Origin of the sequence: Variovorax fucosicus, assembly GCF_030316825.1 — a bacterium.
GTDB lineage: Bacteria > Pseudomonadota > Gammaproteobacteria > Burkholderiales > Burkholderiaceae_C > Variovorax > Variovorax fucosicus.
This window is the reverse complement of sequence record NZ_JASZYU010000001.1, coordinates 796971-821626: the sequence shown is the minus strand read 5'-3', so window position 1 is coordinate 821626 and position 24656 is coordinate 796971. Positions and strand designations below refer to the sequence as shown.

Sequence of the window (24656 nt, the reverse complement as noted above, 5' to 3'; positions counted from 1 at the left end):
AAGCGACCGGTTCGACGGCCAGCACGGCCCTCGTCAATCCCTCACTGTTTCTGGCGCGCGCAAGATGAAAGCATCCGGTTTTTTTGTCTCCACCCTGAAGGAAGCGCCGGCCGACGCCGAAGTGGCGAGCCATCGCCTCATGATGCGCGCCGGCATGATCAAGAAGCTGGGCGCCGGCATCTACAGCTACATGCCGATGGGCTTGCGTGTGATCCGCAAGGTCGAGGCGATCGTGCGAGAGGAAATGGATCGCGCCGGCGCGGTCGAACTCACCATGCCGGTGGTGCAGCCGGCGGAGCTCTGGCAGGAGAGCGGCCGCTTCGAGAAGATGGGCCCCGAACTGCTGCGCATCAAGGATCGGCATGAGCGCGACTACGTGGTGCAGCCGACCAGCGAAGAGGTCGTGACCGACATCGCGCGCCAGGAAATCCGCAGCTACAAGCAGCTGCCGAAGAATTTCTACCAGATCCAGACCAAGTTTCGCGACGAGCGGCGGCCGCGTTTCGGCCTCATGCGCGGACGCGAGTTCACGATGAAGGACGCCTACAGCTTCGACCGCGACCTCACGGCCGCGAAGGCGAGCTACCAGAACATGGCTGCGGCCTACCGGCGCATCTTCGACCGCTTCGGGCTGACCTACCGCGCCGTGGCGGCCGATAGCGGCGCGATCGGCGGCGACCTGAGCGAGGAGTTTCAGGTGATTGCCGCCACCGGCGAAGACGCGATCGTGTATTGCCCCGAGAGCGACTACGCCGCCAACCTGGAAAAGGCCGAGGCGCTGGCGCCGGCCGGCCCGCGCCCGGCCGCTGTCGATGCACTCGCCAAGACCCCGACACCCGGCAAGAGCACCTGCGCCGACGTGGCCGAGCTGCTCGGCGTGCCGTTGGCCACCACCGTCAAGTCGCTGGTGCTGGCCACCGACAAGCTCGATGCGGCCGGCAATATCACGGGCGTGCAGGTCTGGCTGCTGCTGCTGCGCGGCGACCATGACATGAACGAAATCAAGGTCGGCAAACTGCCGGGCCTGCGCGAGGGCTTCCGTTTCGCCACCGTCGGCGAGATCGAGGATCACTTCGGCTGCAAGCCCGGCTACCTCGGGCCGCTCAACCTGAAGAAGCCGGTCAAGCTGGTCGCCGACCGCGAGGTCGCCGTGCTGGCCGACTGGATCACGGGTGCCAACGAGGTCGACTTCCACATGACCGGCGTCAACTGGGGCCGCGACCTGCCCGAGCCCGACCTCGTGGCCGACATCCGCAACGTGGTCGCGGGCGATCCATCGCCCGATGGCCGTGGCCTGCTCGCGATCGAGCGCGGCATCGAGGTCGGCCATGTGTTCGTGCTCGGAACCAAGTACAGCAAGGACATGAACGCCACCTTCCTCGACGAAGGCGGCAAGCCGCAGTACCTCGAGATGGGCTGCTACGGCATCGGCATCACGCGGCTGCCGGCGGCCGCGATCGAGCAGAACCACGACGAGCGCGGCATCATCTGGCCCGATGCGATTGCGCCGTTCACGGTGGTGCTGTGCCCCATTGGCATGGATCGCAGCGCCGACGTGAAGGCCGCGGCCGAGGTGCTCTATGAAGAACTGCGTGGCGCCGGTGTCGACGTGCTGCTCGACGACCGCGGCGAGCGTCCCGGCGCGATGTTCGCCGACTGGGAACTGATCGGGGTGCCGCACCGCCTCGTGATTTCGGATCGCGGCCTGAAGGAAGGCCAGTTCGAATACCAGCACCGGCGCGACACGGCTGCGACCAAGGTTCCGTCGGCCGATGCCGGCGCCTTCATCCGCTCCAAGCTCGCCGCATGAGCCTGTCGCGGCGTTCGTATCTGAGTGGCGCCGCAGCGGGCGCGCTGACGCTCGCATTGCCGCGCGTGGCACTTGCGGGTGCACAGATCGAAGAGCCGCTGATCGACTCGGTGCGCAACGCGCTGAGCTCTGCCATACGCAGTGCAGCGCCGCCGAGGCCCGAGTTCCCAGACACCGCCTCGCGGCTGGCCTACCTGCGCTGGCTCGGCGAAATGAGCGAGCGCCTGAAAAAGAAGATCGTCGATCCGCAGCCGCGCATCGATTTCCTCCAGACCGTCTGGTACGAGAGCAAGCGCTCCGGCCTGGATGTCAGCCTGGTGCTGGGGCTGATCCAGGTTGAAAGCAACTTCCGCAAGTACGCGGTTTCGAGCGCCGGCGCGCGCGGCCTGATGCAGGTCATGCCCTTCTGGACGCGCGTGATCGGCGACGGCGACTCGGCCAAGCTGTTCCACATGCAGACCAATCTGCGCTTCGGTTGCGTGATTCTTCGGCACTACCTCAACCGTGAAGACGGCGACCTGTTCCTCACGCTCGGGCGCTACAACGGCAGCCGCGGCAAGGCGCCGTACCCCAATGCCGTGTTCGCCAACCAGCGTCTCTGGGCCTTCACCGAGCGGCCGCCCCAAGCCTAGCTCGAGGCCCCGCCGCGGGTGACCATCACCTGGTCGATGCGGTGGCTGTCGACGTCCATCACTTCGAAGGTGTAGCCGCCGCAACTCACGCGATCCGTGCGGCGCGGCACGCGGCGCAACATCACCATCAGGAAGCCGGCCAGCGTTTCGTACTCTTCGGCGTGCGGCAACTGATCGATGTCGAGCGCGCGCTGCACGTCCTGGATCGGCGTCACGCCGTCGATCAGCCAGGAGTTCTCGTCGCGCTGGACGATCTGCGGCTCCTCGTCGAGCCCGCTCACCAGGTCGCCCATCACCGTGCTCATCACGTCGTTGAGCGTGATCACCCCCACCACCAGGCTGTATTCGTTGACGATGATCGCGAAGTCTTCGTGCGCCTGCTGGAACTGCTCGAGCACCTCGGTGAGCGACAGCCGATCCGGAATCACCAGCGCCTTGTGCAGCGGCACGCCCTGGTCGAGCGCGAGCGGCTGGCCACTCAGCACGCGCTGGAACATGTCCTTGGCATCGACGTAGCCGAGCACATGGTCGATGTCGCCGTCGCACACCGGGTAGGCCGAAAACGGCTCGGCCACGATGCGTGCGCGCAGCACGGACTCGGGGTCGTCCTTCTGGAACCAGGCGACGCGGTCGCGCGAGGTCATCACGCTGCTCACCAGCCGCGTATCGAGCTCGAACACGTTGGCGATCACCTGCTGCTCGCGCACCGCGAGCACGCCGGCGCGCGCGCCAGCCTCGGTCATCGCCAGAATGTCGGCCGAGGTGATCTTGTCGATACGCTGCAGCGGGATGCCCAGCAGCTTGAACAAGGCATCGGTGCTGCGCGTGAAGAACCAGACCAGCGGCTTGAAGGCTGTGATCAGCACGTTCATCGGTCCGACCATGCGCACCGCGAGGCGCTCGGGGTCGCTCATGCCGAGCCGTTTGGGAAACAGGTCGGCGAACACCAGGAACAGCGAAATCACCAGGACGAAAGAGCCCGTGAAGGCCCAGGCCTTCGCAGCATCAGGATTGAGCCAGAGGTCGAAAAGACGCAGGAACCATGGCGAAAAAGCGCCTTCGCCGACCACGCCGCCAAGGATCGCGACGGCATTGAGCCCGATCTGAACCACAGTGAAGTAGTGGCCCGGCTGCTCCTGGATGCGCAGCACGCGCTCGGCGCGCATGTCGCCCTCGTCGGCCATCTGGCGCAGGCGCAGACGGCGCGAGGCCGCCAGCGAAATCTCGGCGAGGGAAAAAAAGGCGCTCGCCGCGATCAGCAAGGCGATGACGAGCAGGCTTTGGGTCAGGTTCATGGCACGGTCTTCACAGACCTTGATGGTGCCATGGACGGCTGCCCGCTACCTACTGCATGAATCCGATCCGGCTCCTCGCGCCCGTCGCCCGGGGCAGATCGTCGACGCGAACCTCGTCGCGCTGCGCCAGGCGCGCATTGCCGAACCCGGTCATCAGGGCGCGTCGCATTTCGCGGGGTGCGAGGGTGGACAGGTGATCGAGCACGTCGTCGGCAGGCTCGGGGTTCAGCAGCCGGCCCCAGTCGTGCTCGGCGCGGATCGACGTGTAGAGCTGACGTGCGATCTGGCGCGCCGCTTCGGGCGAGGGCGCCTCGATCTCGAACACGTTCATGCGGTTCAGGATCGGCTCGGGGATGCTGCGCTCGTCGTTGGCGGTGGTGATCCAGATCACCTGGCTCGCGTCGATCGGCACCTCTGCGAACTCGTCGATGAAGGCATGTGCCGTATCGTGCTCCAGCAGGTTGTAGAGCGCGCCGAGCGGGTCGTACTGGCTGTCGGTGCCGGCCTTGTCGATTTCGTCGACCACCATCACCGGATTCGCGTACTGGCCGTCGACCAGCGTTTCGAACACCTTGCCGGGCTTGGAACCTTTCCATTGCGAGGAGGAACCCGACAGCAGCCAGCCTGCAGTCATCGAGTTCATCGGCACCAGCGACATGCCGGTGCCCAGCAGTTCGGCCAGCTTCTTTGCGAAGTGGGTCTTGCCGATGCCGGGCGGCCCAAGCAGCAGCATCGGCGTCACCTCGAGGCCGTCGCGGCTGTCCTGCGCCAGCGCGACGTGCCGGCGCACGTCGTCGAGCACCTGGGTGAAGTTGGGCAGCTGCGCATAGAGGGCGGCCATCTCGGGCACGCCGCTCGGCTTGACCTGGAAGCGGTCGGGCCCGCGTTCGAGCATGCGTTCGTAGGTGGTGCGGAGGTGTTCGTGATCCCGATCGGGCAGCTTGGCGAGCTTGCGCTCGACATCGTGCGTCTGGAACACGCTGCGCAGGTTGGCCAGCGGCAGCTGAAAAGGCGGGGAAGCGGGGACGAGACTGCGGGAATCCATAGACACCTCCGGTTTCGAACACTTGGACACAGCATAAGCCGTGCCCGGAGTCGGTGGATGTCCAGGTCTTTACGGTTTTTGTTTTTTGAGACAGGAAAGCGGGCTTTTCACACGCCACCATGGGGGTGTGTGGGGTCGACCCAGAGCACCGTGTCCGGTTTTTCCACCGGCTGGATGTCGAGGTTCACCGCCACGGCCTCGCCGTCGCTGCGACACAGCACGCATTGCAGCGCTTCGGTGCTGCTGGCGTTGATTTCCTGGTGCGGCACGTACGGCGGCACATAGATGAAGTCCCCCGGGCCGGCCTCGGCCGTGAACTCGAGCTGCTCGCCCCAGCGCATGCGGGCGCGGCCACTCACCACATAGATCACAGACTCGAGGTGGCCGTGGTGGTGGGCGCCCGTCTTGGCATTGGCATGGATGGTGACGGTGCCGGCCCAGAGCTTCTGCGCGCCGACGCGGGCGAAGTTGATCGCCGCCTTGCGATCCATGCCCGGCGTCTGCGCCGTGTTGCCGTCGAGCTGGTTGCCGGGAATCACGCGCACGCCGTCGTGCTGCCAGGCGGGCATCAGGCGGCTTTGCTGTTGACGACCTGTTGCAGTTCGCCCGACTCGTACATCTCCATCATGATGTCCGAGCCGCCGATGAACTCGCCGTTGACGTAGAGCTGCGGAATGGTCGGCCACTGGCTGTATTCCTTGATGCCCTGGCGGATGCCGTCGTCTTCCAGCACGTTCACCGTCTTGAGCGTCCGGGTGTCGACGCCCACGGCCTTGAGGATCTGGATCGCGCGGCCGGAGAAGCCGCACATCGGAAAGCTGGCGTTGCCCTTCATGAAGAGCAGGATGTCGTTGGATTTGACGAGGTCGTCGATGCGTTGCTGGGCGTCGCTCATGGCTGGCTCCTGAAAAGGGTGGGTTGGGGCGGATTATTTCACCGTGCGCCAGATTCCGCCGGAGCAGCGCGCGATGCCGGCGAGATCGTCGCGGCTTTGAACTTGTGCGAACCCGCGGGCAGTCAGTAGCGCGCGCACCGCGGCCGCCTGGTCGAAACCGTGCTCCAGCAGCAGCCAGCCGCCCTCGGCCAGATATGCGGGCGCGTCCTGCACGATGCGGCGCAGGTCGGCCAGGCCGTCTGGCCCCGACGCCAGCGCGCCCAGCGGTTCGTGGCGCAACGCGGCAAGGTGCACGTCGCCGGAAGCGATGTAGGGCGGGTTCGAGACGATCAGGTCGTAGCCGGCGCCAGCGCCGGTGAGCCAGTCAGCCTGGGCAAAGCGAACGGGCAGCGCCAGCCGTTGCGCATTGGCACGGGCGACCTCGAGCGCGTCGGCGCTGCCGTCGACCGCATCGACCGTTGCGTCCGGCCGCGCCTGTTGCAGCGCCAGCGCGATGGCGCCGCTGCCGGTGCCGAGGTCGAGCAGGCGCGGGGCCTGGAGGCCGGCCGCGAGCGCCAGGGCCCAGTCGACCAGCGTTTCGGTGTCCGGCCGTGGCACCAGCACGCGCGGGTCGACCTGCAGCGTCAGGCCATGGAACTCCTTCTCGCCGAGCAGGTAGGCGGTCGGCTCGCCCGCGGCGCGGCGCCCGCACAGGGCCTGAAAAGCCTGCCAGGCGCCGTCGGGCAACGTGTCGGTGTCGTGGGCCAGCAGCCAGGCGCGTTCGTGGATCGGTTGGCCCAGTGCGCGCAGCAAGAGCAGTTGGGCATCGAGCCGATCCACGCCCAGCGCCGTGGCGGCCCGCAGTGCCTGCGTCAGCGTCGTGGGCATCACGCGGGCAGGGCCGACGACTCAAGCTCCGCCAGCTGCTCTGCCTCGCGCGCCGCCTGCAGCGCGTCGAGCACTTCGCCGAGGTCGCCTTCCATGATGGTCAGCAGCTTGTAGAGCGTGAGGTTGATGCGATGGTCGGTGAGCCGGCCCTGTGGGAAGTTGTAGGTGCGGATGCGATCCGAGCGGTCGCCGGTGCCGATCAGCCCCTTGCGCTCGGCCGCGTCCTTCGCCGCGCGTTCGCTGCGATCCTTTTCCTGGATGCGCGCCGACAGCACCTGCAGCGCCTTGGCCTTGTTGCGGTGCTGGCTGCGATCGTCCTGGCACTCGGCCACGATGCCGGTCGGGATGTGCGTGATGCGAACGGCCGAATCGGTCTTGTTGATGTGCTGGCCGCCGGCGCCCGATGCCCGGTAGGTGTCGATGCGCAGGTCGGCCGGGTTGATCTGCACCGCCACCGCCTCGTCCGGCTCGGCCAGCACGGCAACCGTGCAGGCGCTGGTGTGGATGCGGCCCTGCGTTTCGGTCGCCGGCACGCGCTGCACGCGATGGCCGCCGGACTCGAAGCGCAGCCGGCCGAACACATCGTCGCCGACGACGCGGATCACAACTTCCTTGTAGCCGCCGAGTTCACTCTCCGATTCGCTCACGATCTCGCAGCGCCAGCCCGCGCGTTCGCAGTAGCGCGTGTACATGCGCAGCAGATCGCCGGCAAACAGCGCCGATTCGTCGCCGCCGGTGCCGGCGCGGATTTCAACAAAGGCATTGCGCGCGTCATCCGGGTCTTTGGGGAGCAGCAGGCGTTGCAGTTCGTCTTCGAGCTTTTGCAGTTCGGCCTCGGCGGAAGCGATTTCTTCCTGCGCCATCTCGGCCATGTCGGGGTCGTCCAGCATCTCGCGCGCACCGGCCAGGTCGGCTTCGCGCTGCTTGAAGCGCAGGTAGCGCCCGGCGATCTGCGTGACCTGGGCATGTTCCTTGGACAGCAGCCGGTACTGCGTCATATCGGCCATGATGTCTTCGCGCGAGAGCAGGAAGTCGAGCTCTTCGAGGCGTTGCACGTAGCGGTCGAGTTGCTGGCGGAGAAAGGATTTCATCGGAGGGCGGAACGGGGGCGAAAGAGGGCGCGAAAAACGGGCGCCCGCCGGCAGCGGCGGGCCATGCGACGGGCAGGCGTCGCTAACGCTCTTTGCGCAGGAACAGGCGCGACAGCGTCTGCGCCGTCTGCTCGCGTGCTGCGGCGTCGCCGGCGTGCAACTCGGCCATTGCGCCGTGCAGCATCTTCTGGGTGAGGCCGCGCGACAGCGCCTGCAGCACCGTGTCGATGTCTTCGCCCTTCGCCAGCATCTTGCGCGCGCGGGCGAGTTCGGCCGCGCGCCAGTCGTCGGCCTGTGCGTTGAGCTGCTGGATCAATGGAACGGAGTCCCGCTGATCCAGCCAGTGCATGAAGCTCTGCACGCCGGCGTCGATGATCACCTCGGCCTGCGCGACCGCGGCCTGGCGGCTGGCCTGGCCTTGCTGCACCACCTGGGCCAGGTCGTCCACGGTGTAGAGGTACACGTCTTCGAGTTTCTTGACTTCCGGTTCGATGTCGCGCGGCACGGCCAGGTCGACCATGAACATCGGGCGGTGCTTGCGCTGCTTGAGCGCGCGCTCCACGGCGCCCAGGCCGATCAGCGGCAACGTGCTTGAGGTGCAGCTCACGACGATGTCGAACTCGGCCAGCCGAGCGGGCAACTCAGCCAGCCGCATCGCCTCGCCGCCGAAGCGCGAAGCCAGCTTCTCGCCGCGCTCGAGCGTGCGGTTGGCGATGACGATGGACTTGGGCTGCCTTGCCGCGAAATGCGTGGCGGCGAGGTCGATCATTTCGCCCGCACCGACGAACAGCACGCGCGTCTGCTGCAGGTCTTCGAAGAGCTGGGCCGCGAGCCGCACCGAGGCCGCTGCCATGCTGATCGAGTGCGCGCCGACCTCGGTGGCGGTGCGCACTTCCTTGGCCACGGCGAACGAGCGCTGAAACAGCTGGTTCAATGTGCTGCCAAGCGCGCCGGCGGTTTCGGCGGCGCGGATCGCGTCCTTCATCTGGCCCAGGATCTGCGCCTCGCCGAGCACCATCGAATCGAGTCCGCTGGCCACGCGGAAGGCGTGGCGCGCAGCCTCGTCGTCGTGCAGCGTGTAGGCGTGCGAGCGCAGCAGCGCAGGCGAGACGCCGCCGCTTTGCGCCAGCCAGCCGACCGTGTGGTCGAGCGCCATGTGATCGGCGGCGCAGTAGATCTCGGTACGGTTGCAGGTCGAAATGATGGCGGCCTCGACCTGCGGATGGCGGCCCCTGCCGGCGCCCTCGAACGAACTGCGCAGGCTGTGAAGCGTAGGGGCGATCTGGTCGAGCGCGAACGCGAAACGACCGCGCAGATCGAGCGGCGCGGTCGTGTGGTTCAACCCAAGGGCCCAGACTGACATTCCCGGATTATAAAATTTGCTGGGGCTCTCCGGAGGACACTGCCGCTATGACCTCCATAGCGCGGCACAAAACCCCGCTTTCCAACTTTCCAGATGTCCGCGCTCGACCTGCTCTACCACCTGCTGAATTTCGCGGCACCGGCCTTCTTCGTGGCGGGGGTGCTCGCCCTGCAGGCCCGATTCCTGTTGCCGCAAGCGGCCGGGGCGCCCGGCCGGTGGGCTCAGTTCGCTATTAATTTGATAGCGGGTGTGGCCGTGCTGTGCGCCGGGCTCGTCTACTTCGGCCGCGACGGAATGATGCTGACCTATGGCGCGCTCGTGGTCGTCTGCGGCACCGCCCAGTGGTGGCTGGGCCGCGGCTGGAAGCGCTGACGCTCAGCTCTGCAGCGGCGCAGCCGGCGGGCTTTCCCCCGGCGTCGCCATCGGCGTGGCCCCGCCAGGCGCGACCAGCATGGTCGGCACCGACAGTGGCAGGTCGGCCGCCTGCAGCGCATCGAGGATCTCGAACAGCAGGTCGCTGCGCACGCCGCCGGCCAGCCGCGGGCTCGGCACATAGGCGATGGCCTGGAAGATCAGCGTGCCGCCTTCGATGCCTTCGAGCGTGACCGACGGCGCGGGCGTGGCCAGCACACCCGCGTGTGCGCCGCAGGCGGCCAGCATCAGCTCGCGCACCTTCTTCGCGTCGGTGCTCAGCGGCATCGGCAGCCGGATCAGCACACGCCCTTCGGCATTGGCCAGCGTCATGTTGCGCACGGTCTTGGTGATGAACTCGGAGTTCGGCACGATCAGCGTCGAGCGGTCGCCGAGCTGGATTTCGGTGGCGCGCACGTTGATGCGCCGCACGTCGCCCTCGGTGGCGCCCAGCACCACCCAGTCGCCGACTTTCACCGGCCGTTCGGCCAGCAGGATCAGCCCCGAGATGAAGTTCTGCACGATCGCCTGCAGCCCGAAGCCGATGCCGACCGACAGCGCGCTCGCCACCCAGGCGATGCGGTTGATGCCGATGCCCAGCGCCGACAGCGCGAACGCCACCACCAGGATGCCGCCCGCATAGTTCAGCAGTGTGGTGATCGAGCTCTGCATGCCGGGCTCGAGCGTGGTGCTCGGCAGGTAGCGCTGCTCCAGCCAGCGCTTGAGCACGCGCAGCGCGACGAAGCCGCCCAGCGCCACGCCGATGGCGCTGAAGATCGCGCCCGGCACCAGTTCGAACTCGCCGATCTTGAAACCGGAGCCGAATTGCCCGCTGCGCTGGAACACCTCGCCCGGGCTGGTGCCCAGCGGCGCTACCAGCGCGATCACCATGTAGAAGAACAGTGCGACCCGGCTCAGGCCTGACAGCACCACCGCCGCCTGGTCGAGTGTCGCCGGCGCGAAGCCGAAGCTCTTTTGCAGCCGTGCACCGAAGCTGCTCCTGGACGACACCACCGCCGTGAACAGGTCGTCGGCAAACTTGAACAGCACGTAGAACGCCGCTGCCACGATGCCGCCCCAGGTCAGCTGCCCGGCCAGGAAGCTGGCCATCGCCACGTAGCCGGCCGCCACCAGCACCCAGATGACCACGACGATGACGACCACGGCGCTCAACAACATGCCGACCCAGATCGGGCGTTCCGGCGGCGCGTCGGCGCCGGACTCGGCGCTGCTGGCGGGCCGGCCGGCCGGCTGGCCCGGGCCGAGTCGCAGCACGATCGCGGCGATCAGCGCAGTGAGCGCGAGCGCTGTGACCACATGGGTCGCAACCACCGCGGCGAAGCTGGCGTCGACCACCGCGTTGACCTGGGCCGGTGCCCACACCAGCGTGCCGATCAGGGCGATCAGCCAGGGATAGGGCGCCAGCCGCGCCGCCATCGCGTCGGGAATCGGTGGCAGCCGCCATGACGGCCGATGGATCGACAGCAACGCGCGCCCCAGTCCGACCACGAACGCAATGAAGATGCTCGACGCCACCACCGCCTGCGCCACCTTGCGGGTGGCAGGGCCCCAGGCGCCGTGCGTGTCGAGGACAGCGTGCAGCCATTGCGCCGCCATGCCGACCAGTACCACGTTGGTGCCGACGATGCAGATCACCAGCAACGAGCGCCGCAGCCGCCCTGGCGGCAGCACCCGGGCCGCCAGCTTCACCAGGCCGAGTTCCGCCAGCCAGTTGCCGAGCAGTGCCACCAGCAGCGCGGCGGCAATGCTCAACAGCACGGTGTTGCGGTGCGCCGGCTGGCGCACGACGGCCAGGCCGTCGCGCAACTCGGCGCCCAGTGCATGCAGCCGTGCCGTGTCGTCGGGCCAGGCGTCGCGAATATCGAGCCAGAACTCGCGGCCCAGCGGCGACGGCGCTCGCTCCGTGAGTTGCGCCTCGAACAGCTTGCGCCGCTGGGTCAGCAGGTCGCTGCCGCGCTGCTGCGCATCGACGGCCAACAGCTTGGCGAGCCGCACATCGGCATCGAGCGCATTGCGTTCCTTGAGCAGCGTGCTGCGCTGGCGCGTGATGTCGGGGTCTTCGGTGCTGCCGGGCGCGGTCGGTGCGTTGCCGAGTTCGCCGAGCCGGGCGTTGAGGTCGGCCAGCGGCCCGCTGCGCGAGCTGACGAAGGCATCGGCCTGCGTCCCGATGGCGTTGAGCTGCTTGAGCAGGCTGCGAATGTCCTCGTTGCTCTCGGCCTTGGCAGGTAGCTTGGCGAACGCGGCGCGCAGGTCGGCCACGGTCGCCTGGGCCGGCGCCTGCGTTGTGTCGGTCGCAGCAGCTGGCGCATCGGACGCAGCCGCCGCAGCGGGCGCAGGACCCTGCGCGCAGGCCGAACCCAGCAGCAGTGCCAGCATGAAAGCCGCGCAGCAGCGTGAAATCAGACTCATCGGCGCATCATAGAAGGCCGACGCAAGCCCGGCGGTCAGCCGGCCGGGGCGAAGAGGTCGACGCGATCGGTGATGATGCCGTCGGTGCCGAGCGCAACGAGCCGCTCGGCGGCCCACTCGTCGTTGACCGTGTAGCTCAGCGTGCGCAGGCCGGCCGCCTGCGCCTGCGCCACGGTGGCTGCATTCCACAGCGCGTGGTTGCAGACGATCGCCACGCAGCCGAGTTGGAGTGCAGCGTCGAGCCAGTCCGCGCGCAGGGTGTCGAGCAGCAGTCCGCGCGGCAACCTGGGCACCGCGTCGCGTGCGCCGGCCAGCGCTGCGGGCTGGAACGATGTCAGCAGCGGCGGCACCGCCGCGCCGGCCCACAGCCGCTGCGCGTGCTGCGCCACCACTTCGCCGGTGCGGCGCTCGACGCCCGGTGTGGGCTTGATCTCGATGTTGAGCAGGTGACCGTTGTGCAGGCAGAACCGGGCCGCGTTCTCAAGGCTCGCCAGTGGTTCGCCTGCGAAAGCGCGCGAATGCCAACTGCCGGCGTCGAGTTGCGACAGCTCGCCCCAGGACGTGTCGCCGCCCGTGCCAGCCCCGTTGGTGGTGCGCTGCAACGTGGCGTCGTGCATCAGGAACGGCACGCTGTCGGCGCTGAGCTTCACGTCGCACTCGAACATCCGGTAGCCATGCGCCGCGCCCAGTCGGAACGCGGCCAGCGTGTTCTCCGGCGCCAGCTTGCCGGCACCGCGGTGGGCAATCCAACGCGGGTAGGGCCAGGGGGTCATGTTGGCCCCCACGCTCGAGCTTGCAGGGGGCTACCCGGCGCGGCGCTCAAGCTGCGCGCTTTCCGGAGCCAGCGTCGAACCAGTGCAGCTTGTCGGTTTGCGCTGCAATCTTCACGGTGTCGCCTGCAACCGGGGGATGATCGCTTTCGGCGGTGCGCATGATGACCTGCTCCTCGCCGATGCGGGCGTACACCAGCCGCTCGGCGCCCAGCAGCTCGACCGATTCGACCTGCGCCGTCCAGCCGTTTTCGTCGAGCGTCAGATGCTCGGGCCGGGCTCCGAGGATTTGCCCGGGCCGCACGCCTGGCGCGTGCTGCAGCAGGTTCATCGGCGGCGAGCCGATGAAGCTCGCGACGAAGGTCGTGGCCGGGCGGTTGTAGACCTCTTCGGGCGTGCCGAACTGATCCATCACGCCGCCGTTCATCACGATGATGCGCTGCGCGAGCGTCATTGCCTCGACCTGGTCGTGGGTGACGAACAGCGAGGTGATGCCGAGCTCGCGGTGCAGCTTCTGGATCTCGATGCGGGTCTGGGCGCGCAGCTTGGCGTCGAGGTTCGAGAGCGGCTCGTCGAACAGGAACACCTGCGGCTGCCGCACGATCGCTCGGCCCATGGCCACGCGCTGGCGCTGGCCGCCCGACAACTCGCGCGGCTTGCGCAGCAGCAGATGGCCCAGTTCCAGGATGCCGGCGGCCTTGTCGACGCGCGTCTTGATCTCGTCCTTCGGAACCTTTGCGATCTTCAGGCCGTAGGCCATGTTGTCGAACACGCTCATGTGCGGATAGAGCGCGTAGTTCTGGAACACCATCGCAATGTCGCGTTCCGACGGTTCGAGGTCGTTGACCACGCGGTCGCCGATGCGGATTTCGCCGGCCGAGATTTCCTCGAGCCCCGCGACCATGCGCAGCAGCGTCGACTTGCCGCAGCCGGAGGGGCCGACGATGACGATGAATTCATGGTCGGTGATCTCGGCGCTCACGCCGTGGATGACCTGGTTCGCCTTGGCCCCGTGGCCATAGCGTTTGATGACGTTGCGTAGTGAAAGAGCAGCCATTTTTTCGTTCGTCCCAACTTATTTTTCGGTATCGACCAGGCCCTTGACGAACCACTTCTGCATCAGCACCACCACGATGGCGGGCGGCAGCATCGCGAGGATGGCGGTCGCCATCACGACGTTCCATTCGTTCTGGCCGTCGCCGCCGGCGATCATGCGTTTGATGCCGATCACCACCGGGTACATGTCTTCGTTGGTGGTGGCCAGCAGCGGCCAGAGGTACTGGTTCCAGCCGTAGATGAACTGGATCACGAACAGTGCCGCGATCGATGTCTTCGACAGCGGCAGCAACACGTCGATGAAGAAACGCATCGGGCTCGCGCCGTCCATCCGTGAAGCTTCGGTGAGCTCGTCCGGCACCGTCATGAAGAACTGCCGGAACAGGAAGGTCGCCGTCGCCGACGCGATCAGCGGAATCGTCAGGCCCGCGTAGGTGTTCAGCATGTTCAGATCCGACAGGACCTTGTAGGTGGGCAGGATGCGCACCTCGACCGGCAGCATCAGCGTCACGAAGATCATCCAGAACACGATCTTGCGGAACGGAAACTTGAAGTACACGATCGCAAAGGCCGACAGCAGCGAGATCGCGATCTTGCCGATCGAGATCACCAGCGCCGTCACCAGGCTGACCCACATCATGTGGGCCACCGGCGCGTTCGAGCCGACGGCGTTCGCGTTGCCGAACAGGGCCGACTTGTAGCTTTCCCACATGTGGCCGCCCGGCAGCAGCGGCATGGGCGCCTGAACGATTTCCTGCGCCGTGTGCGTGGACGCCACGAACGCGAGGTAGAGAGGAAAGGCGACGATGAAGACGCCGAGCACCATCACCACATGGGCGAGGATGCCGTGGGTTCCGCGTTTTTCGACCATTTCAGTACTGCACTTTCTTTTCGACGTAGCGGAACTGGATCACGGTCAGGGCCACAACGATGACCATCAGCACCACCGATTGCGCCGCGGAGCCGCCGAGGTCCATCGCCTTGAAGCCGTCGTGATAGACCTTGTAGACCAGGATGGTCGTGTCCTTGCCCGGTCCGCCCTGGGTCGCCGCGTCAACGATCGCGAAGGTGTCGAAGAAGGCGTAGACCACGTTGATGACCAAGAGGAAGAAGGTGGTCGGCGACAGCAGCGGAAACTGCACCGTCCAGAAGCGTCGCCACGGCCGCGCGCCGTCGATGGCCGCGGCCTCGATCAGCGACTTGGGGATCGATTGCAGGCCCGCCAGGAAGAACAGGAAGTTGTACGAAATCTGCTTCCACACCGCGGCCATGACGATCAGCGTCATCGCGTGGTTCGAGTTGAGCAGGTGGTTCCAGTCGATGCCGATCTTGCCGAGCGCATAGGCGACGACGCCGAGCGACGGCGAGAACATGAAGACCCAGAGCACGGCCGCCACGGCCGGCGCGACCGCATACGGCAGGATCAGCATGGTCTTGTAGAACATGCCGCCGCGCACGATGCGGTCGGCGAACACGGCGAGCATCAGCGACAGGCTGATGCCGATGACGGCCACCAGCACCGAAAACATGGCGGTGGTCTTGAAGGACTCGACGTAGCTCGGGTCGCCCCAGAGCTGCTTGAAGTTGTCGAAGCCGACAAACTCGATCGAGGTTCCGAACGCGTCCTGCTGCTGCAGCGATTGCAGGATCGCCTGCGCCGCCGGCCAGAAGAAAAACACCAGGATCACCGCCATTTGCGGCACGAGCAGCAGCCAAGGCAGCCAACCCGACCTGAATACAACGCGTTTTTCCATAAGTCCCCTCAAAAAAGAAAGCCCGCCGGCTTCTGCGTTCGGCGGGCGGCTGAGTCTACTGCTGCATCGGGGCCATCACAGCCACCCTCCCCGGCGGCCGGGGAGGGCAGGGAGGGGTGCCAGCATGACTGCTGCGGCAAAAAGGCGTCAGCCCTTGTTGGCTTTCTGGAAGCGTTCGAGTTGCTCGTTGCCACGCTTCACGATTTCGTCCAGCGCTTCCTTGGGCTGCTTCTTGCCGTTCCACACCTGTTCGAGTTCTTCGTCCTCGATCGCGCGAACCTGCACGTAGTTGCCAAGGCGGATGCCGCGGCTCTTGTCGGTGACCTTGCGGATCATCTGCGTCACGGCCACGTCGGTGCCCGGGTTTTCCTTGTAGAAGCCCGACTTCTCGGTGAGCTGGTAGGACGCCAGGGTCACCGGCAGGTATCCGGTGCGCTTGTGGCTGGCGGACTGCACTTCAGGCTGCGAGATGAAGGTGAAGAACTTGGCGACGCCCTTGTATTCGGCCGGCTTCTTGCCCGACATGACCCACAGGCTGGCGCCACCGATCACCGTGTTCTGCGGCGCACCGGCCACATCCGGGTAGTAGGGCAGCGGTGCAACCGCGTAGGCGAACTTGGCGTTCTTCGCCACGTTGCCGTAGAAGCCCGAAGAGGTGTTGATCATGGCGCACTCGCCCGAGACGAACGAGGCTTCCGGCACGTTGCCGCGGCCCTTGTAGATGAACAGGCCCTGCTTGGCCATGTTGGCCAGGTTCTCGATGTGGCGAACGTGGAGCGGGGAGTTGATCTTCATGCGCGCGTCGAGCCCGGCCAGGCCGTTGCTCTTGGTCGCGAACTCGACGTTGTGCCAGGCCGAGAAGCTCTCGAGCTGCGTCCAGCCCTGCCACGCCGTGGTGAACGGGCATTTGTGACCGCTGGCCTTGAGCTTGGCAGCGGCCGCCGCCACTTCCGGCCAGGTGGCCGGCAGCTTGTCGGTGGGGATGCCGGCCGCCTTGAAGGCGTCCTTGTTGACGTAGAACACCGTGGTCGAGCTGTTGAACGGGAAGCTCAGCATCTGGCCATTGGGTGCCGTGTAGTAGCCGGCCACGGCTGGGATGTAGGCGGTTGGGTCGAACTTCTCGCCCGCGTCCTTCATGACCTGGCCGACCGGAATGATGGCGGTCTTGCTGGCCATCATGGTGGCCGTGCCAACTTCGAACACCTGCAGGATGTGTGGGGCATTGCCGGACCGGAAGGCCGCGATCGAGGCCGTCATGGATTCGTCGTAGGTGCCCTTGAAGGTGGGCACGATCTTGTATTCCTTCTGGCTCTCGTTGAACTGCTTGGCCAGGTCGTTGACCCACTCGTTGTTGACGGCGGTCATCGAATGCCACCACTGGATCTCGGTTTGGGCCTGCGCCGTGGTGCACAGCGTGGCGGCCAGCGTCGAGGCCATGGCAAGCGTTTTGAATCGCATGAAGACTCCTGAAGGGGGAAAAACAAAAGCGCGGATGCTAGGTCATCTGCATGACGGTTCCGCGTCGATGGTTGTCGCATGGAGTCGCCGGCGCGACCAAGCGGGGAAACCCTTTTGGGTGCCCGCCATTGGTGCGCGGCCTGCTTGTTGCAGTGCACCATGCTAGCCTTCAGGGATGAACAAGACCTCCCTTGAAAAAAGCAAGATCAAGTTCCTGTTGCTGGAGAACATCCATCCTTCGGCGGTGGAAACCATCCGGGGAGCGGGCTACACGCAAATCGAGACGCTGTCCAAGGCTCTCCAGGGCGAAGAGCTCAAGGCCAAGCTGGCCGATGTGCACTTTCTGGGCATCCGGTCGCAAAGCAAGCTCACGGCCGATGTGCTGTCGGCTGCGCCCAAGCTGGTGGCCGTGGGCTGTTTTTGCATCGGCACCAACCAGGTCGATCTGGGGGCGGCGCGCGAGCGCGGCGTGGCGGTGTTCAACGCGCCGTATTCCAACACCCGCTCTGTGGCCGAGCTGGTGCTGGCCGAAGCGATCCTGCTGCTGCGCGGCATCCCCGCGAAGAACGCGCTGGTGCACCGTGGCGGCTGGATGAAATCGGCCGCGAATTCGCACGAGATCCGCGGCAAGACGCTGGGCATCGTCGGCTACGGCTCGATCGGCACGCAGTTGTCGGTGCTGGCCGAAGGGCTCGGCATGCACGTCACGTTCTACGACGTGGTCAGCAAGCTGCCGCTGGGCAACGCCCGCCAGATCCCCAAGCTGCACGAGTTGCTCGCGCAGAGCGACATCGTGAGCCTGCATGTGCCGGAGCTGCCGTCGACGAAGTGGATGATCGGCCCGGCCGAGATCGCAGCGATGAAGCCGGGCGGCATTCTGATCAATGCGGCGCGCGGCACGGTGGTCGATATCGATGCGCTGGCCGAAGGCATCAAGAGCGAGAAGCTCTGGGGCGCGGCCATCGATGTGTTTCCGGTGGAGCCGGGCAGCAACAACGAAGAATTCCAGTCGCCGCTGCGCGGCCTGGACAATGTGATCCTCACGCCGCACGTGGGTGGCTCGACGATGGAGGCGCAGGCCAACATCGGCAGCGAGGTCGCCGAGAAGCTGGTGAAGTACAGCGACAACGGCACGTCGGTCTCGTCGGTGAATTTCCCGGAGGTGGCGCTGCCGGCACACCCGGGCAAGCACCGCCTGCTGCACATCCATCACAACGTGCCGGGGGTGTTGTCGGCGATCAACCAGGTGTTTGCGGACAACCGCATCAACATCGCCTCGCAGTACCTGCAGACCAACGAGCAGGTGGGCTACGTGGTGACCGACATCGACGCGGCTTATTCGGACATCGCGCTGGAAAAGCTGGCCGAGGTGCCTGGGACGATTCGAAGCCGCGTGCTGTTCTGACATTCCGAGGGGGCGTCGGCGGGCGGTATGCGCTGGGGCGGCCGACGTCACCGGGCGCTCTTGCCAAGGGGCGCAGGGCAGGTATTCAAGCCCTGACCTAAAATCGGAGTCCCCTGGTTGCTGGGCGCGCAGCGCCCGACCGAGGCCCACCCCCGATGAATGCTCCGATCGCGTTGACCGCGCTGTTGTCGCAGGCCGAAGAGCCGGCGCGACTGCGCGAAATCCCCTACAACTACACCAGCTTCTCCGATCGCGAAATCGTGATCCGGCTGCTCGGCGCGCGCGGCTGGGAATTGCTGCAGGTGCTGCGGGCCGAGCGCCGCACCGGCCGATCCGCCCGCATGCTGTACGAGGTGCTGGGCGATATCTGGGTGGTGCAGCGAAATCCCTACCTGGTAGACGACCTGCTCGACAACCCGCGCCGGCGCGGCCAACTGGTCGATGCCCTCAACCACCGGCTCACCGAAGTCGGCAAGCGCCGCACGCCCGACATCGATGCCGAGCGCGATCTGCTGGTCGGCGAACTGGCGGCGCTGGTGTCGAAGGCCATCGCCTCGTTCGACCTCATGTTCCGCGATGTGGCCGCGCTGCGCCGCAAGGCGACGCGTGCGTTTCGCCGCCTGACGGCGAAAGACAACATCAAGTTCGACGGCCTGTCGCGCGTGTCGCATGTGACCGACGCCACCGACTGGCGCGTGGAATATCCGTTCGTCGTGCTATGCCCCGACACCGAAGCCGAGATGGCCTTGCTGGTCAAGGGCTGCATCGAACTCGGCCTGACCATCATTCCGCGTGGCGGCGGCACCGGCTACACCGGCGGCGCGATTCCGCTGACCTGGAACAGCGCGGTCATCAACACCGAAAAGCTCGAAGCGATGACCGAAGTCGAGCTCGTGCCGTTGCCGGGGCTCGAAGCGCCGGTGCCCACGGTGTGGACGGAGGCCGGCGTGGTCACACAGCGCGTGGCCGATGCGGCCGAGCGCGCGGGCTATGTGTTCGCGGTCGACCCGACCTCGGCCGAAGCCTCGTGCGTCGGCGGCAACGTCGCGATGAACGCCGGCGGCAAGAAGGCCGTGCTGTGGGGCACGGCGCTGGACAACCTGGCCTCGTGGCGCATGGTGACGCCGCAGGCCGAGTGGCTCGAAGTCACGCGCATCGGCCACAACCTCGGCAAGATCCACGACGCCGACAGCGCCGTGTTCGAGCTGCAGTACTTCGCGGCCGACGGCAAGACCCGGCTGCGCACCGAGCGCCTCGACATCCCCGGCAAGACCTTTCGCAAGGAAGGCCTCGGCAAGGACGTGACCGACAAGTTCCTGTCGGGCCTGCCCGGCATCCAGAAAGAAGGCTGTGACGGGCTCATCACGAGCTGCCGCTGGGTGGTTCACAAGATGCCTTCGCACACCCGCACGGTGTGCCTCGAGTTCTTCGGCAACGCGAAAGACGCGGTGCCAAGCATCGTCGAGATCAAGGACTTCATGTTCGCCGAGCAGAAGCGCTCGGGCGTGCTGCTGGCCGGCCTCGAACACCTCGACGACCGCTACCTGAAGGCCGTCGGTTATGCCACCAAATCGAAGAAGCACGGTGGCCTGCCGAAGATGGTGCTGTTCGGCGACATCGCCGGCGACGATGCCGATGCGGTGGCGCGCGTCACGTCCGAAGTCGTGCGCATTGCCAACTCGCGCAGCGGTGAAGGCTTCATCGCGATCAGCCCCGAGGCGCGCAAGAAGTTCTGGCTCGACCGCAAGCGCACCGCCGCGATCAGCAAGCACACCAACGCCTTCAAGATCAACGAAGACGTGGTGATCCCGCTGCCGCGCATGGCCGAGTACACCGATGGCATCGAGCGCATCAACATCGAGCTGTCGCTGCAGAACAAGCTGGCATTTGCCGACGCGCTCGAAGCTTTCTTCACGCGCGGGAATCTGCCGCTCGGCAAGACCGACGACGCCAACGACATTCCTTCGGCCGATCTGCTTGAAGACCGCGTGGCGCAGGCCATCGCGCTGGTCCGCGAGGTGCGCACGCTCTGGGCCGGCTGGTTGCAGAACGTCGATGCATTGTTTGCGCAGCTGCAGGATCACTCCCTGCGGGCGAGCTGGAAGACGCAACTTCGCGCGCCGCTCACGCAGATCTTCACCGGCGCGGAGTTCGTGCCGATCCTGGACGAGTGCAATGCGATCCATCAGCGCGTGCTCAAGGGCCGCGTGTGGGTTGCGCTGCACATGCACGCTGGCGACGGCAATGTGCACACCAACATCCCGGTCAACAGCGACAACTACGAGATGCTGCAGACCGCGCATGCAGCGGTGGTGCGCATCATGGCGCTGGCCCGGTCGCTCGACGGCGTGATCTCGGGCGAGCACGGCATCGGCATCACCAAGCTGGAGTTCCTGAGCGACGAAGAGCTGCAGCCGTTCACCGACTACAAGAAAAGGGTCGATCCGGAAGGGCGCTTCAACAAGGGCAAGCTGCTGCGGGTGGAAGACACCGGCGCCGACGCCCTGCACGCCGACCTGACCAATGCCTACACACCGAGCTTCGGCCTCATGGGGCACGAGTCGCTGATCATGCAGCAGAGCGACATCGGCGCCATTGCCGACAGCGTGAAAGACTGCCTGCGCTGCGGCAAGTGCAAGCCGGTGTGCGCCACGCATGTGCCGCGTGCCAACCTGCTCTACAGCCCGCGCAACAAGATCCTCGCGACCTCGCTGCTGGTCGAGGCCTTTCTCTATGAAGAGCAGACCCGGCGCGGCGTCAGCATCAAGCACTGGGAAGAGTTCGAGGACGTGGCCGACCACTGCACCGTGTGCCACAAGTGCCTGAGCCCCTGCCCGGTGAAGATCGACTTCGGCGATGTCTCGATGAACATGCGCAACCTGCTGCGCAAGATGGGGCAGAAGAGCTTCCGGCCCGGCAATGCAGCCGCGATGTTCTTCCTGAACGCGACCAATCCGCAGACCATCAAGGCGATGCGCGTCGGCATGGTCGGAATCGGCTTCAAGGCGCAGCGCCTGGCCAACGACCTGCTGCGCCGCGTCGCGAAGAAGCAGACGTCTGCGCCGCCTGCCACGCTGGGCCCGGCTCCGATCAAGGAACAGATCGTCCACTTCATCAACAAGAAGATGCCGGGCGGCCTGCCCAAGCAGACGGCGCGCGCGCTGCTCGACATCGAAGACGCCGACTACGTACCGATCATCCGCAACCCGAAGGCGACGACGTCGGAAACCGAAGCGGTCTTCTACTTCCCGGGCTGCGGCTCGGAGCGGTTGTTCTCGCAGGTCGGCCTGGCGACGCAGGCCATGTTGTGGCACGCCGGGGTGCAGACCGTGCTGCCGCCGGGCTACCTGTGCTGCGGTTATCCGCAGCGCGGCAGCGGCCAGTTCGACAAGGCCGAGAAGATGATCACGGACAACCGCGTGCTCTTCCACCGCGTGGCCAACACGCTCAACTACCTCGACATCAAGACGGTGGTGGTGAGCTGCGGCACCTGTTATGACCAGTTGCAGGGCTACCAGTTCGACAAGATCTTCCCGGGCTGCCGGATCATCGACATCCACGAGTACCTGCTCGAAAAGGGCATCACGCTCGGCGACGCGGGCGGCGGCGGGTATCTGTATCACGACCCCTGCCACAGCCCAATGAAGCTGCAGGATCCGATGAAGACGGTGAAGGCGCTGGTCGGCGACAACGTGCTGAAGAACGACCGCTGCTGCGGCGAATCCGGCACACTCGGCGTGACGCGGCCCGATATCTCGACGCAGATCCGTTTCCGCAAGGAAGAAGAACTGAAGCAGGGTGAAGCGGCGCTGCGCGAGAGCGGCAAGATCGGCGCCAAGGAGAACGTCAAGATCCTGACAAGCTGCCCGAGCTGCCTGCAGGGCCTGAGCCGTTACGGCAATGACCTGAACAACGGCCTCCTCGAGGCCGACTACATCGTGGTCGAGATGGCCAACCGCATTCTGGGCGAGCAATGGCTGCCGGAGTATGTGGCCGCGGCCAACCAGGGCGGCATCGAGCGGGTGCTGGTCTAGCAACAGGAGCTTCTTCATGGCAGGTTTGCAAGCCGGCGCACCAACGCCCCGATCGATCACCGTGCATGGCGCCTCGCGCGTGCTGGAGGTCGGCTTTTCGGACGGTGCGAGCTTTCGCATCCCGTTCGAGCTCATGCGCATCTACTCGCCGTCGGCCGAAGTGCAGGGCCATGGCCCGGGCCAGGAAATCCTGCAGACCGGCAAGCGCGAGGTCGGTCTGGTCGAGCTCGAGCCGGTCGGCAACTATGCGGTCAAGCCGGTGTTCAGCGACGGGCACGACACCGGCATCTTTTCATGGGACTTGCTCTACGAACTCGGCGCGAAGCAGGAGCAGCTCTGGGCCGATTACCAGGTGCGGCTGGCCGCGGCCGGTGTGGATCGCGATGCGCCGATGGCCGACAAGGGCGGCCACGCCTGCGGTTCGCACTGACGCCGCAGCGGCCCTTGTTCGGCGAATGTCCGCCGAGCCAGCGGGGTCGTCGCCTTGATATGAGTCCATACGGCCTAACATCGGGCCTATGAGTACCACCCACTTCGGCTTCGAATCGGTCGACGAAAAAGAAAAGGCGCAACGCGTTCGCGGCGTGTTCGACTCTGTCGCCACGCGCTACGACCTCATGAACGACCTCATGTCGATGGGGCTTCACCGTGCGTGGAAGGCCTACACCGTGATGGTCGCCAATGTCGGCGAGGGCTCGAAGGTGCTCGACATCGCGGGCGGCACCGGCGACCTTGCACTGGCTTTCGCGAAGAAGGTCGGTGCCAGCGGCGAAGTGGTGCACACCGACATCAACGAAGCGATGCTGCGCACCGGCCGCGACCGTTTGCTCGACGCCGGCGTGTCGCTGCCCACGATGGTGTGCGACGCCGAGAAGCTTCCGTTCCCCGACAACCACTTCGACGTGGTGACCGTGGCCTTCGGTCTGCGCAACATGACACACAAGGATCTGGCGCTGAAAGAGATGAACCGCGTGCTCAAGCCGCGCGGCAAGCTGCTGGTGCTCGAGTTTTCCAAAGTTGCCAAGCCGCTGGCCAAGGCCTACGACTGGTACTCGTTCAACGTACTGCCGCGGCTCGGAAAGCTGGTGGCAGGCGACGATGCAAGCTATCGCTACCTGGCCGAATCGATCCGCATGCATCCGGGGCAGGACGAACTCAAGACCCTCATGAAAGAGGGCGGTTTCGGGCATGTGGACTATCACAACATGACAGGTGGCGTGGTGGCCCTGCATGTTGGAATCAAGTGTTGAAAGAACCGCCGTTCCCGGCGACCAGAGGAGACCTCATGAAGAAACTTGGATCTATCTTGTTGGTGTGCGCGATGGCGCTGGTCAGCGTGCAGGCCGACGCGGCCCGCATCGGCGGCGGAAAGTCGATGGGCCGCCAGTCGAGCAACGTCACGCAGCGTGAGGCGGCTTCGCCCGCGCCGGGCGCACCGGCCCAGAGCGCCACGAACGCGGCTGCCAAGCCGGGCGCTGCAGCACCCGCCGCTGCGGCGCCGAAGCGCCCGTGGGGTGCCATGCTCGGCGGCCTGGCCGCGGGCCTGGGCTTGGCCTGGCTGGCCCACTCGCTCGGCCTTGGCGCCGCCTTCGGCAACATCCTGCTGATCGGCCTGCTGGTGCTGGCGGCGGTGGTGGTGTGGCGCATCTTCGCGGCGCGCTCGCGGCCCGCAGGTTCGCGTCCCGGCGGCTTCGCTTTCGAAGGCGCGGGCGGCCCCGGCAACCCGGGCGCTCCGGCGCAGTACAGCCCCGGTAACGTCGGCAACGACGCGTCGGCGCGGCCATGGGAGCGCCAGGGTGCGGCGTTCGACGCCACCCCGGCCCCGCATACCGGCGGTTCGTCGATGGCTGGCGCGGCGGTCGCGGGCGGCGGCAGCATGATCGGCTCGGCGCTGGTCGGCGCGCAGTCATGGGGCACTCCGGCCGGCTTCGATGTCGACGGCTTTCTCACGGCGGCCAAGCGCAACTTCGTGACGCTGCAGGACGCCTGGGATCGCAACGACATCCAGACGCTGCGCTCGATGATGACCGACAGCATGGTCGGCGAGATCCGCGCGCAACTGGCCGAACGCGAGACTCATACCGGCAGCCAGCCGAACAAGACCGACGTTGTGATGCTCGACGCCAAGCTGCTTGGCATCGAGGAGGCCCCCGACGTTTACCTGGCCAGTGTCGAGTTCTCCGGCATGATCCGCGAGGATGCTTCGGCCGGCCCGAGTCCGTTCCGCGAGGTCTGGAACATGACCAAGCCGACCGACGGCCGCGGCGGCTGGCTGGTGGCAGGGGTGCAAGCCCTGCAATAAGCGCCGTCCGGCGACACGACGGCCTCGCCAGACGGGGC

The 24656-nt window shown here is 66.2% G+C and carries 21 protein-coding genes; 8 read left to right on the top strand and 13 right to left on the bottom strand.

Translation table 11 applies throughout. From position 1 onward, the window contains the following. Window positions 1–64: 64 nt before the first annotated feature. Entirely contained in the window at window positions 65–1810 is a 1746-nt protein-coding gene (locus tag QTI05_RS03845; protein WP_286622973.1) for a proline--tRNA ligase, read from the top strand. Next, window positions 1807–2442: a lytic transglycosylase domain-containing protein gene (locus QTI05_RS03840; protein WP_286622972.1), complete on the top strand. Its 636-nt coding sequence runs from the start codon at window positions 1807–1809 to the stop codon at window positions 2440–2442. Before QTI05_RS03845 ends, QTI05_RS03840 begins: the two co-directional genes overlap by 4 nt. Here QTI05_RS03840 and paeA read toward each other — a convergent pair. The 7 genes from paeA to hemA form a co-directional block, all read right to left on the bottom strand. Next, window positions 2439–3737 carry a polyamine export protein PaeA gene (gene paeA, locus QTI05_RS03835; protein WP_286622971.1) on the bottom strand — a complete coding sequence of 433 codons (1299 nt, stop codon included), beginning with the start codon at window positions 3735–3737 and terminating at the stop codon, window positions 2439–2441. The genes QTI05_RS03840 and paeA overlap by 4 nt on opposite strands. 49 nt (window positions 3738–3786) lie before the next feature. After that, window positions 3787–4782 (bottom strand): AAA family ATPase, encoded by a 996-nt coding sequence (locus tag QTI05_RS03830; protein ID WP_286541940.1) that lies wholly within the window; start codon window positions 4780–4782, stop codon window positions 3787–3789. A gap of 107 nt (window positions 4783–4889) precedes the next feature. Continuing rightward, window positions 4890–5351, bottom strand: coding sequence for a cupin domain-containing protein (locus QTI05_RS03825; protein ID WP_286541941.1), 462 nt, complete (start codon window positions 5349–5351; stop codon window positions 4890–4892). Beyond that, window positions 5351–5677, bottom strand: coding sequence for a Grx4 family monothiol glutaredoxin (gene grxD, locus QTI05_RS03820; protein ID WP_286622970.1), 327 nt, complete (start codon window positions 5675–5677; stop codon window positions 5351–5353). The genes QTI05_RS03825 and grxD overlap by 1 nt, the downstream gene beginning before the upstream one ends. Window positions 5678–5710: 33 nt before the next feature. Next, complete coding sequence (gene prmC, locus QTI05_RS03815) at window positions 5711–6544, bottom strand: peptide chain release factor N(5)-glutamine methyltransferase (RefSeq protein WP_286622969.1); 834 nt, start codon at window positions 6542–6544, stop codon at window positions 5711–5713. Continuing rightward, window positions 6544–7635 (bottom strand): peptide chain release factor 1, encoded by a 1092-nt coding sequence (gene prfA / locus QTI05_RS03810; RefSeq protein ID WP_286622968.1) that lies wholly within the window; start codon window positions 7633–7635, stop codon window positions 6544–6546. Before prfA ends, prmC begins: the two co-directional genes overlap by 1 nt. Before the next feature lie 82 nt (window positions 7636–7717). Then, the gene (hemA, locus tag QTI05_RS03805; RefSeq protein WP_286622967.1) at window positions 7718–8998 is read right to left on the bottom strand and encodes a glutamyl-tRNA reductase; all 1281 of its coding nucleotides are present in this window, start codon (window positions 8996–8998) and stop codon (window positions 7718–7720) included. A 93-nt stretch (window positions 8999–9091) separates the two neighbouring features. On the opposite strand from hemA, the gene QTI05_RS03800 reads away from it, so the two are divergent. Beyond that, complete coding sequence (locus QTI05_RS03800) at window positions 9092–9370, top strand: hypothetical protein (protein WP_286622966.1); 279 nt, start codon at window positions 9092–9094, stop codon at window positions 9368–9370. Window positions 9371–9373: 3 nt separating this feature from the next. On the opposite strand, the gene QTI05_RS03795 is transcribed toward QTI05_RS03800, so the two are convergent. The 6 genes from QTI05_RS03795 to ugpB form a co-directional block, all read right to left on the bottom strand. Further along, window positions 9374–11839, bottom strand: a complete 2466-nt coding sequence (locus tag QTI05_RS03795; protein WP_286622965.1) for a DUF3772 domain-containing protein — start codon at window positions 11837–11839, stop codon at window positions 9374–9376. 35 nt (window positions 11840–11874) lie between these two features. Beyond that, on the bottom strand, window positions 11875–12612 hold the full coding sequence (ugpQ, locus tag QTI05_RS03790) for a glycerophosphodiester phosphodiesterase (RefSeq protein WP_286622964.1): 738 nt from the start codon (window positions 12610–12612) through the stop codon (window positions 11875–11877). 46 nt (window positions 12613–12658) lie between these two features. Beyond that, complete coding sequence (ugpC, locus tag QTI05_RS03785; protein ID WP_286541949.1) at window positions 12659–13666, bottom strand: sn-glycerol-3-phosphate ABC transporter ATP-binding protein UgpC; 1008 nt, start codon at window positions 13664–13666, stop codon at window positions 12659–12661. A gap of 18 nt (window positions 13667–13684) precedes the next feature. Beyond that, a complete protein-coding gene (ugpE, locus tag QTI05_RS03780; protein WP_286541950.1) occupies window positions 13685–14536 on the bottom strand; it encodes a sn-glycerol-3-phosphate ABC transporter permease UgpE in 852 nt (283 codons plus the stop codon). Between the two features lies 1 nt (window position 14537). Then, window positions 14538–15419, bottom strand: a complete 882-nt coding sequence (gene ugpA, locus QTI05_RS03775) for a sn-glycerol-3-phosphate ABC transporter permease UgpA (protein ID WP_286541951.1) — start codon at window positions 15417–15419, stop codon at window positions 14538–14540. Between the two features lie 147 nt (window positions 15420–15566). Next, window positions 15567–16877, bottom strand: coding sequence for a sn-glycerol-3-phosphate ABC transporter substrate-binding protein UgpB (ugpB, locus tag QTI05_RS03770; RefSeq protein WP_286622963.1), 1311 nt, complete (start codon window positions 16875–16877; stop codon window positions 15567–15569). Window positions 16878–17052: 175 nt separating this feature from the next. Here ugpB and serA point away from each other — a divergent pair, with 175 nt between their 5' ends. The 5 genes from serA to QTI05_RS03745 all read left to right on the top strand — a co-directional run bounded on the left by serA (window position 17053) and on the right by QTI05_RS03745 (window position 24618). Beyond that, window positions 17053–18282, top strand: a complete 1230-nt coding sequence (gene serA / locus QTI05_RS03765) for a phosphoglycerate dehydrogenase (RefSeq protein ID WP_286622962.1) — start codon at window positions 17053–17055, stop codon at window positions 18280–18282. A gap of 155 nt (window positions 18283–18437) precedes the next feature. Beyond that, complete coding sequence (locus tag QTI05_RS03760) at window positions 18438–22316, top strand: DUF3683 domain-containing protein (protein WP_286622961.1); 3879 nt, start codon at window positions 18438–18440, stop codon at window positions 22314–22316. Window positions 22317–22332: 16 nt separating this feature from the next. Further along, window positions 22333–22746 (top strand): gamma-butyrobetaine hydroxylase family protein, encoded by a 414-nt coding sequence (locus tag QTI05_RS03755; protein ID WP_286622960.1) that lies wholly within the window; start codon window positions 22333–22335, stop codon window positions 22744–22746. Between the two features lie 88 nt (window positions 22747–22834). Next, entirely contained in the window at window positions 22835–23566 is a 732-nt protein-coding gene (gene ubiE / locus QTI05_RS03750) for a bifunctional demethylmenaquinone methyltransferase/2-methoxy-6-polyprenyl-1,4-benzoquinol methylase UbiE (protein ID WP_286622959.1), read from the top strand. Between the two features lie 35 nt (window positions 23567–23601). Further along, window positions 23602–24618 carry a Tim44 domain-containing protein gene (locus tag QTI05_RS03745; RefSeq protein ID WP_286541957.1) on the top strand — a complete coding sequence of 339 codons (1017 nt, stop codon included), beginning with the start codon at window positions 23602–23604 and terminating at the stop codon, window positions 24616–24618. Window positions 24619–24656 lie beyond the last annotated feature (38 nt).

Coding starts and splice junctions, on each gene's coding strand:
- paeA (WP_286622971.1), bottom strand. CDS start 3,737: ATGAACCTGACCCAAAGCCTGCTCGTCATCGCCTTGCTGATCGCGGCG.
- QTI05_RS03825 (WP_286541941.1), bottom strand. CDS start 5,351: ATGCCCGCCTGGCAGCACGACGGCGTGCGCGTGATTCCCGGCAACCAG.
- grxD (WP_286622970.1), bottom strand. CDS start 5,677: ATGAGCGACGCCCAGCAACGCATCGACGACCTCGTCAAATCCAACGAC.
- QTI05_RS03755 (WP_286622960.1), top strand. CDS start 22,333: ATGGCAGGTTTGCAAGCCGGCGCACCAACGCCCCGATCGATCACCGTG.
- ugpQ (WP_286622964.1), bottom strand. CDS start 12,612: ATGACCCCCTGGCCCTACCCGCGTTGGATTGCCCACCGCGGTGCCGGC.
- QTI05_RS03840 (WP_286622972.1), top strand. CDS start 1,807: ATGAGCCTGTCGCGGCGTTCGTATCTGAGTGGCGCCGCAGCGGGCGCG.
- QTI05_RS03800 (WP_286622966.1), top strand. CDS start 9,092: ATGTCCGCGCTCGACCTGCTCTACCACCTGCTGAATTTCGCGGCACCG.
- ubiE (WP_286622959.1), top strand. CDS start 22,835: ATGAGTACCACCCACTTCGGCTTCGAATCGGTCGACGAAAAAGAAAAG.
- prfA (WP_286622968.1), bottom strand. CDS start 7,635: ATGAAATCCTTTCTCCGCCAGCAACTCGACCGCTACGTGCAACGCCTC.
- QTI05_RS03745 (WP_286541957.1), top strand. CDS start 23,602: ATGAAGAAACTTGGATCTATCTTGTTGGTGTGCGCGATGGCGCTGGTC.
- QTI05_RS03845 (WP_286622973.1), top strand. CDS start 65: ATGAAAGCATCCGGTTTTTTTGTCTCCACCCTGAAGGAAGCGCCGGCC.
- serA (WP_286622962.1), top strand. CDS start 17,053: ATGAACAAGACCTCCCTTGAAAAAAGCAAGATCAAGTTCCTGTTGCTG.
- QTI05_RS03830 (WP_286541940.1), bottom strand. CDS start 4,782: ATGGATTCCCGCAGTCTCGTCCCCGCTTCCCCGCCTTTTCAGCTGCCG.
- QTI05_RS03760 (WP_286622961.1), top strand. CDS start 18,438: ATGAATGCTCCGATCGCGTTGACCGCGCTGTTGTCGCAGGCCGAAGAG.
- hemA (WP_286622967.1), bottom strand. CDS start 8,998: ATGTCAGTCTGGGCCCTTGGGTTGAACCACACGACCGCGCCGCTCGAT.
- ugpA (WP_286541951.1), bottom strand. CDS start 15,419: ATGGAAAAACGCGTTGTATTCAGGTCGGGTTGGCTGCCTTGGCTGCTG.
- ugpC (WP_286541949.1), bottom strand. CDS start 13,666: ATGGCTGCTCTTTCACTACGCAACGTCATCAAACGCTATGGCCACGGG.
- ugpB (WP_286622963.1), bottom strand. CDS start 16,877: ATGCGATTCAAAACGCTTGCCATGGCCTCGACGCTGGCCGCCACGCTG.
- QTI05_RS03795 (WP_286622965.1), bottom strand. CDS start 11,839: ATGAGTCTGATTTCACGCTGCTGCGCGGCTTTCATGCTGGCACTGCTG.
- ugpE (WP_286541950.1), bottom strand. CDS start 14,536: ATGGTCGAAAAACGCGGAACCCACGGCATCCTCGCCCATGTGGTGATG.
- prmC (WP_286622969.1), bottom strand. CDS start 6,544: ATGCCCACGACGCTGACGCAGGCACTGCGGGCCGCCACGGCGCTGGGC.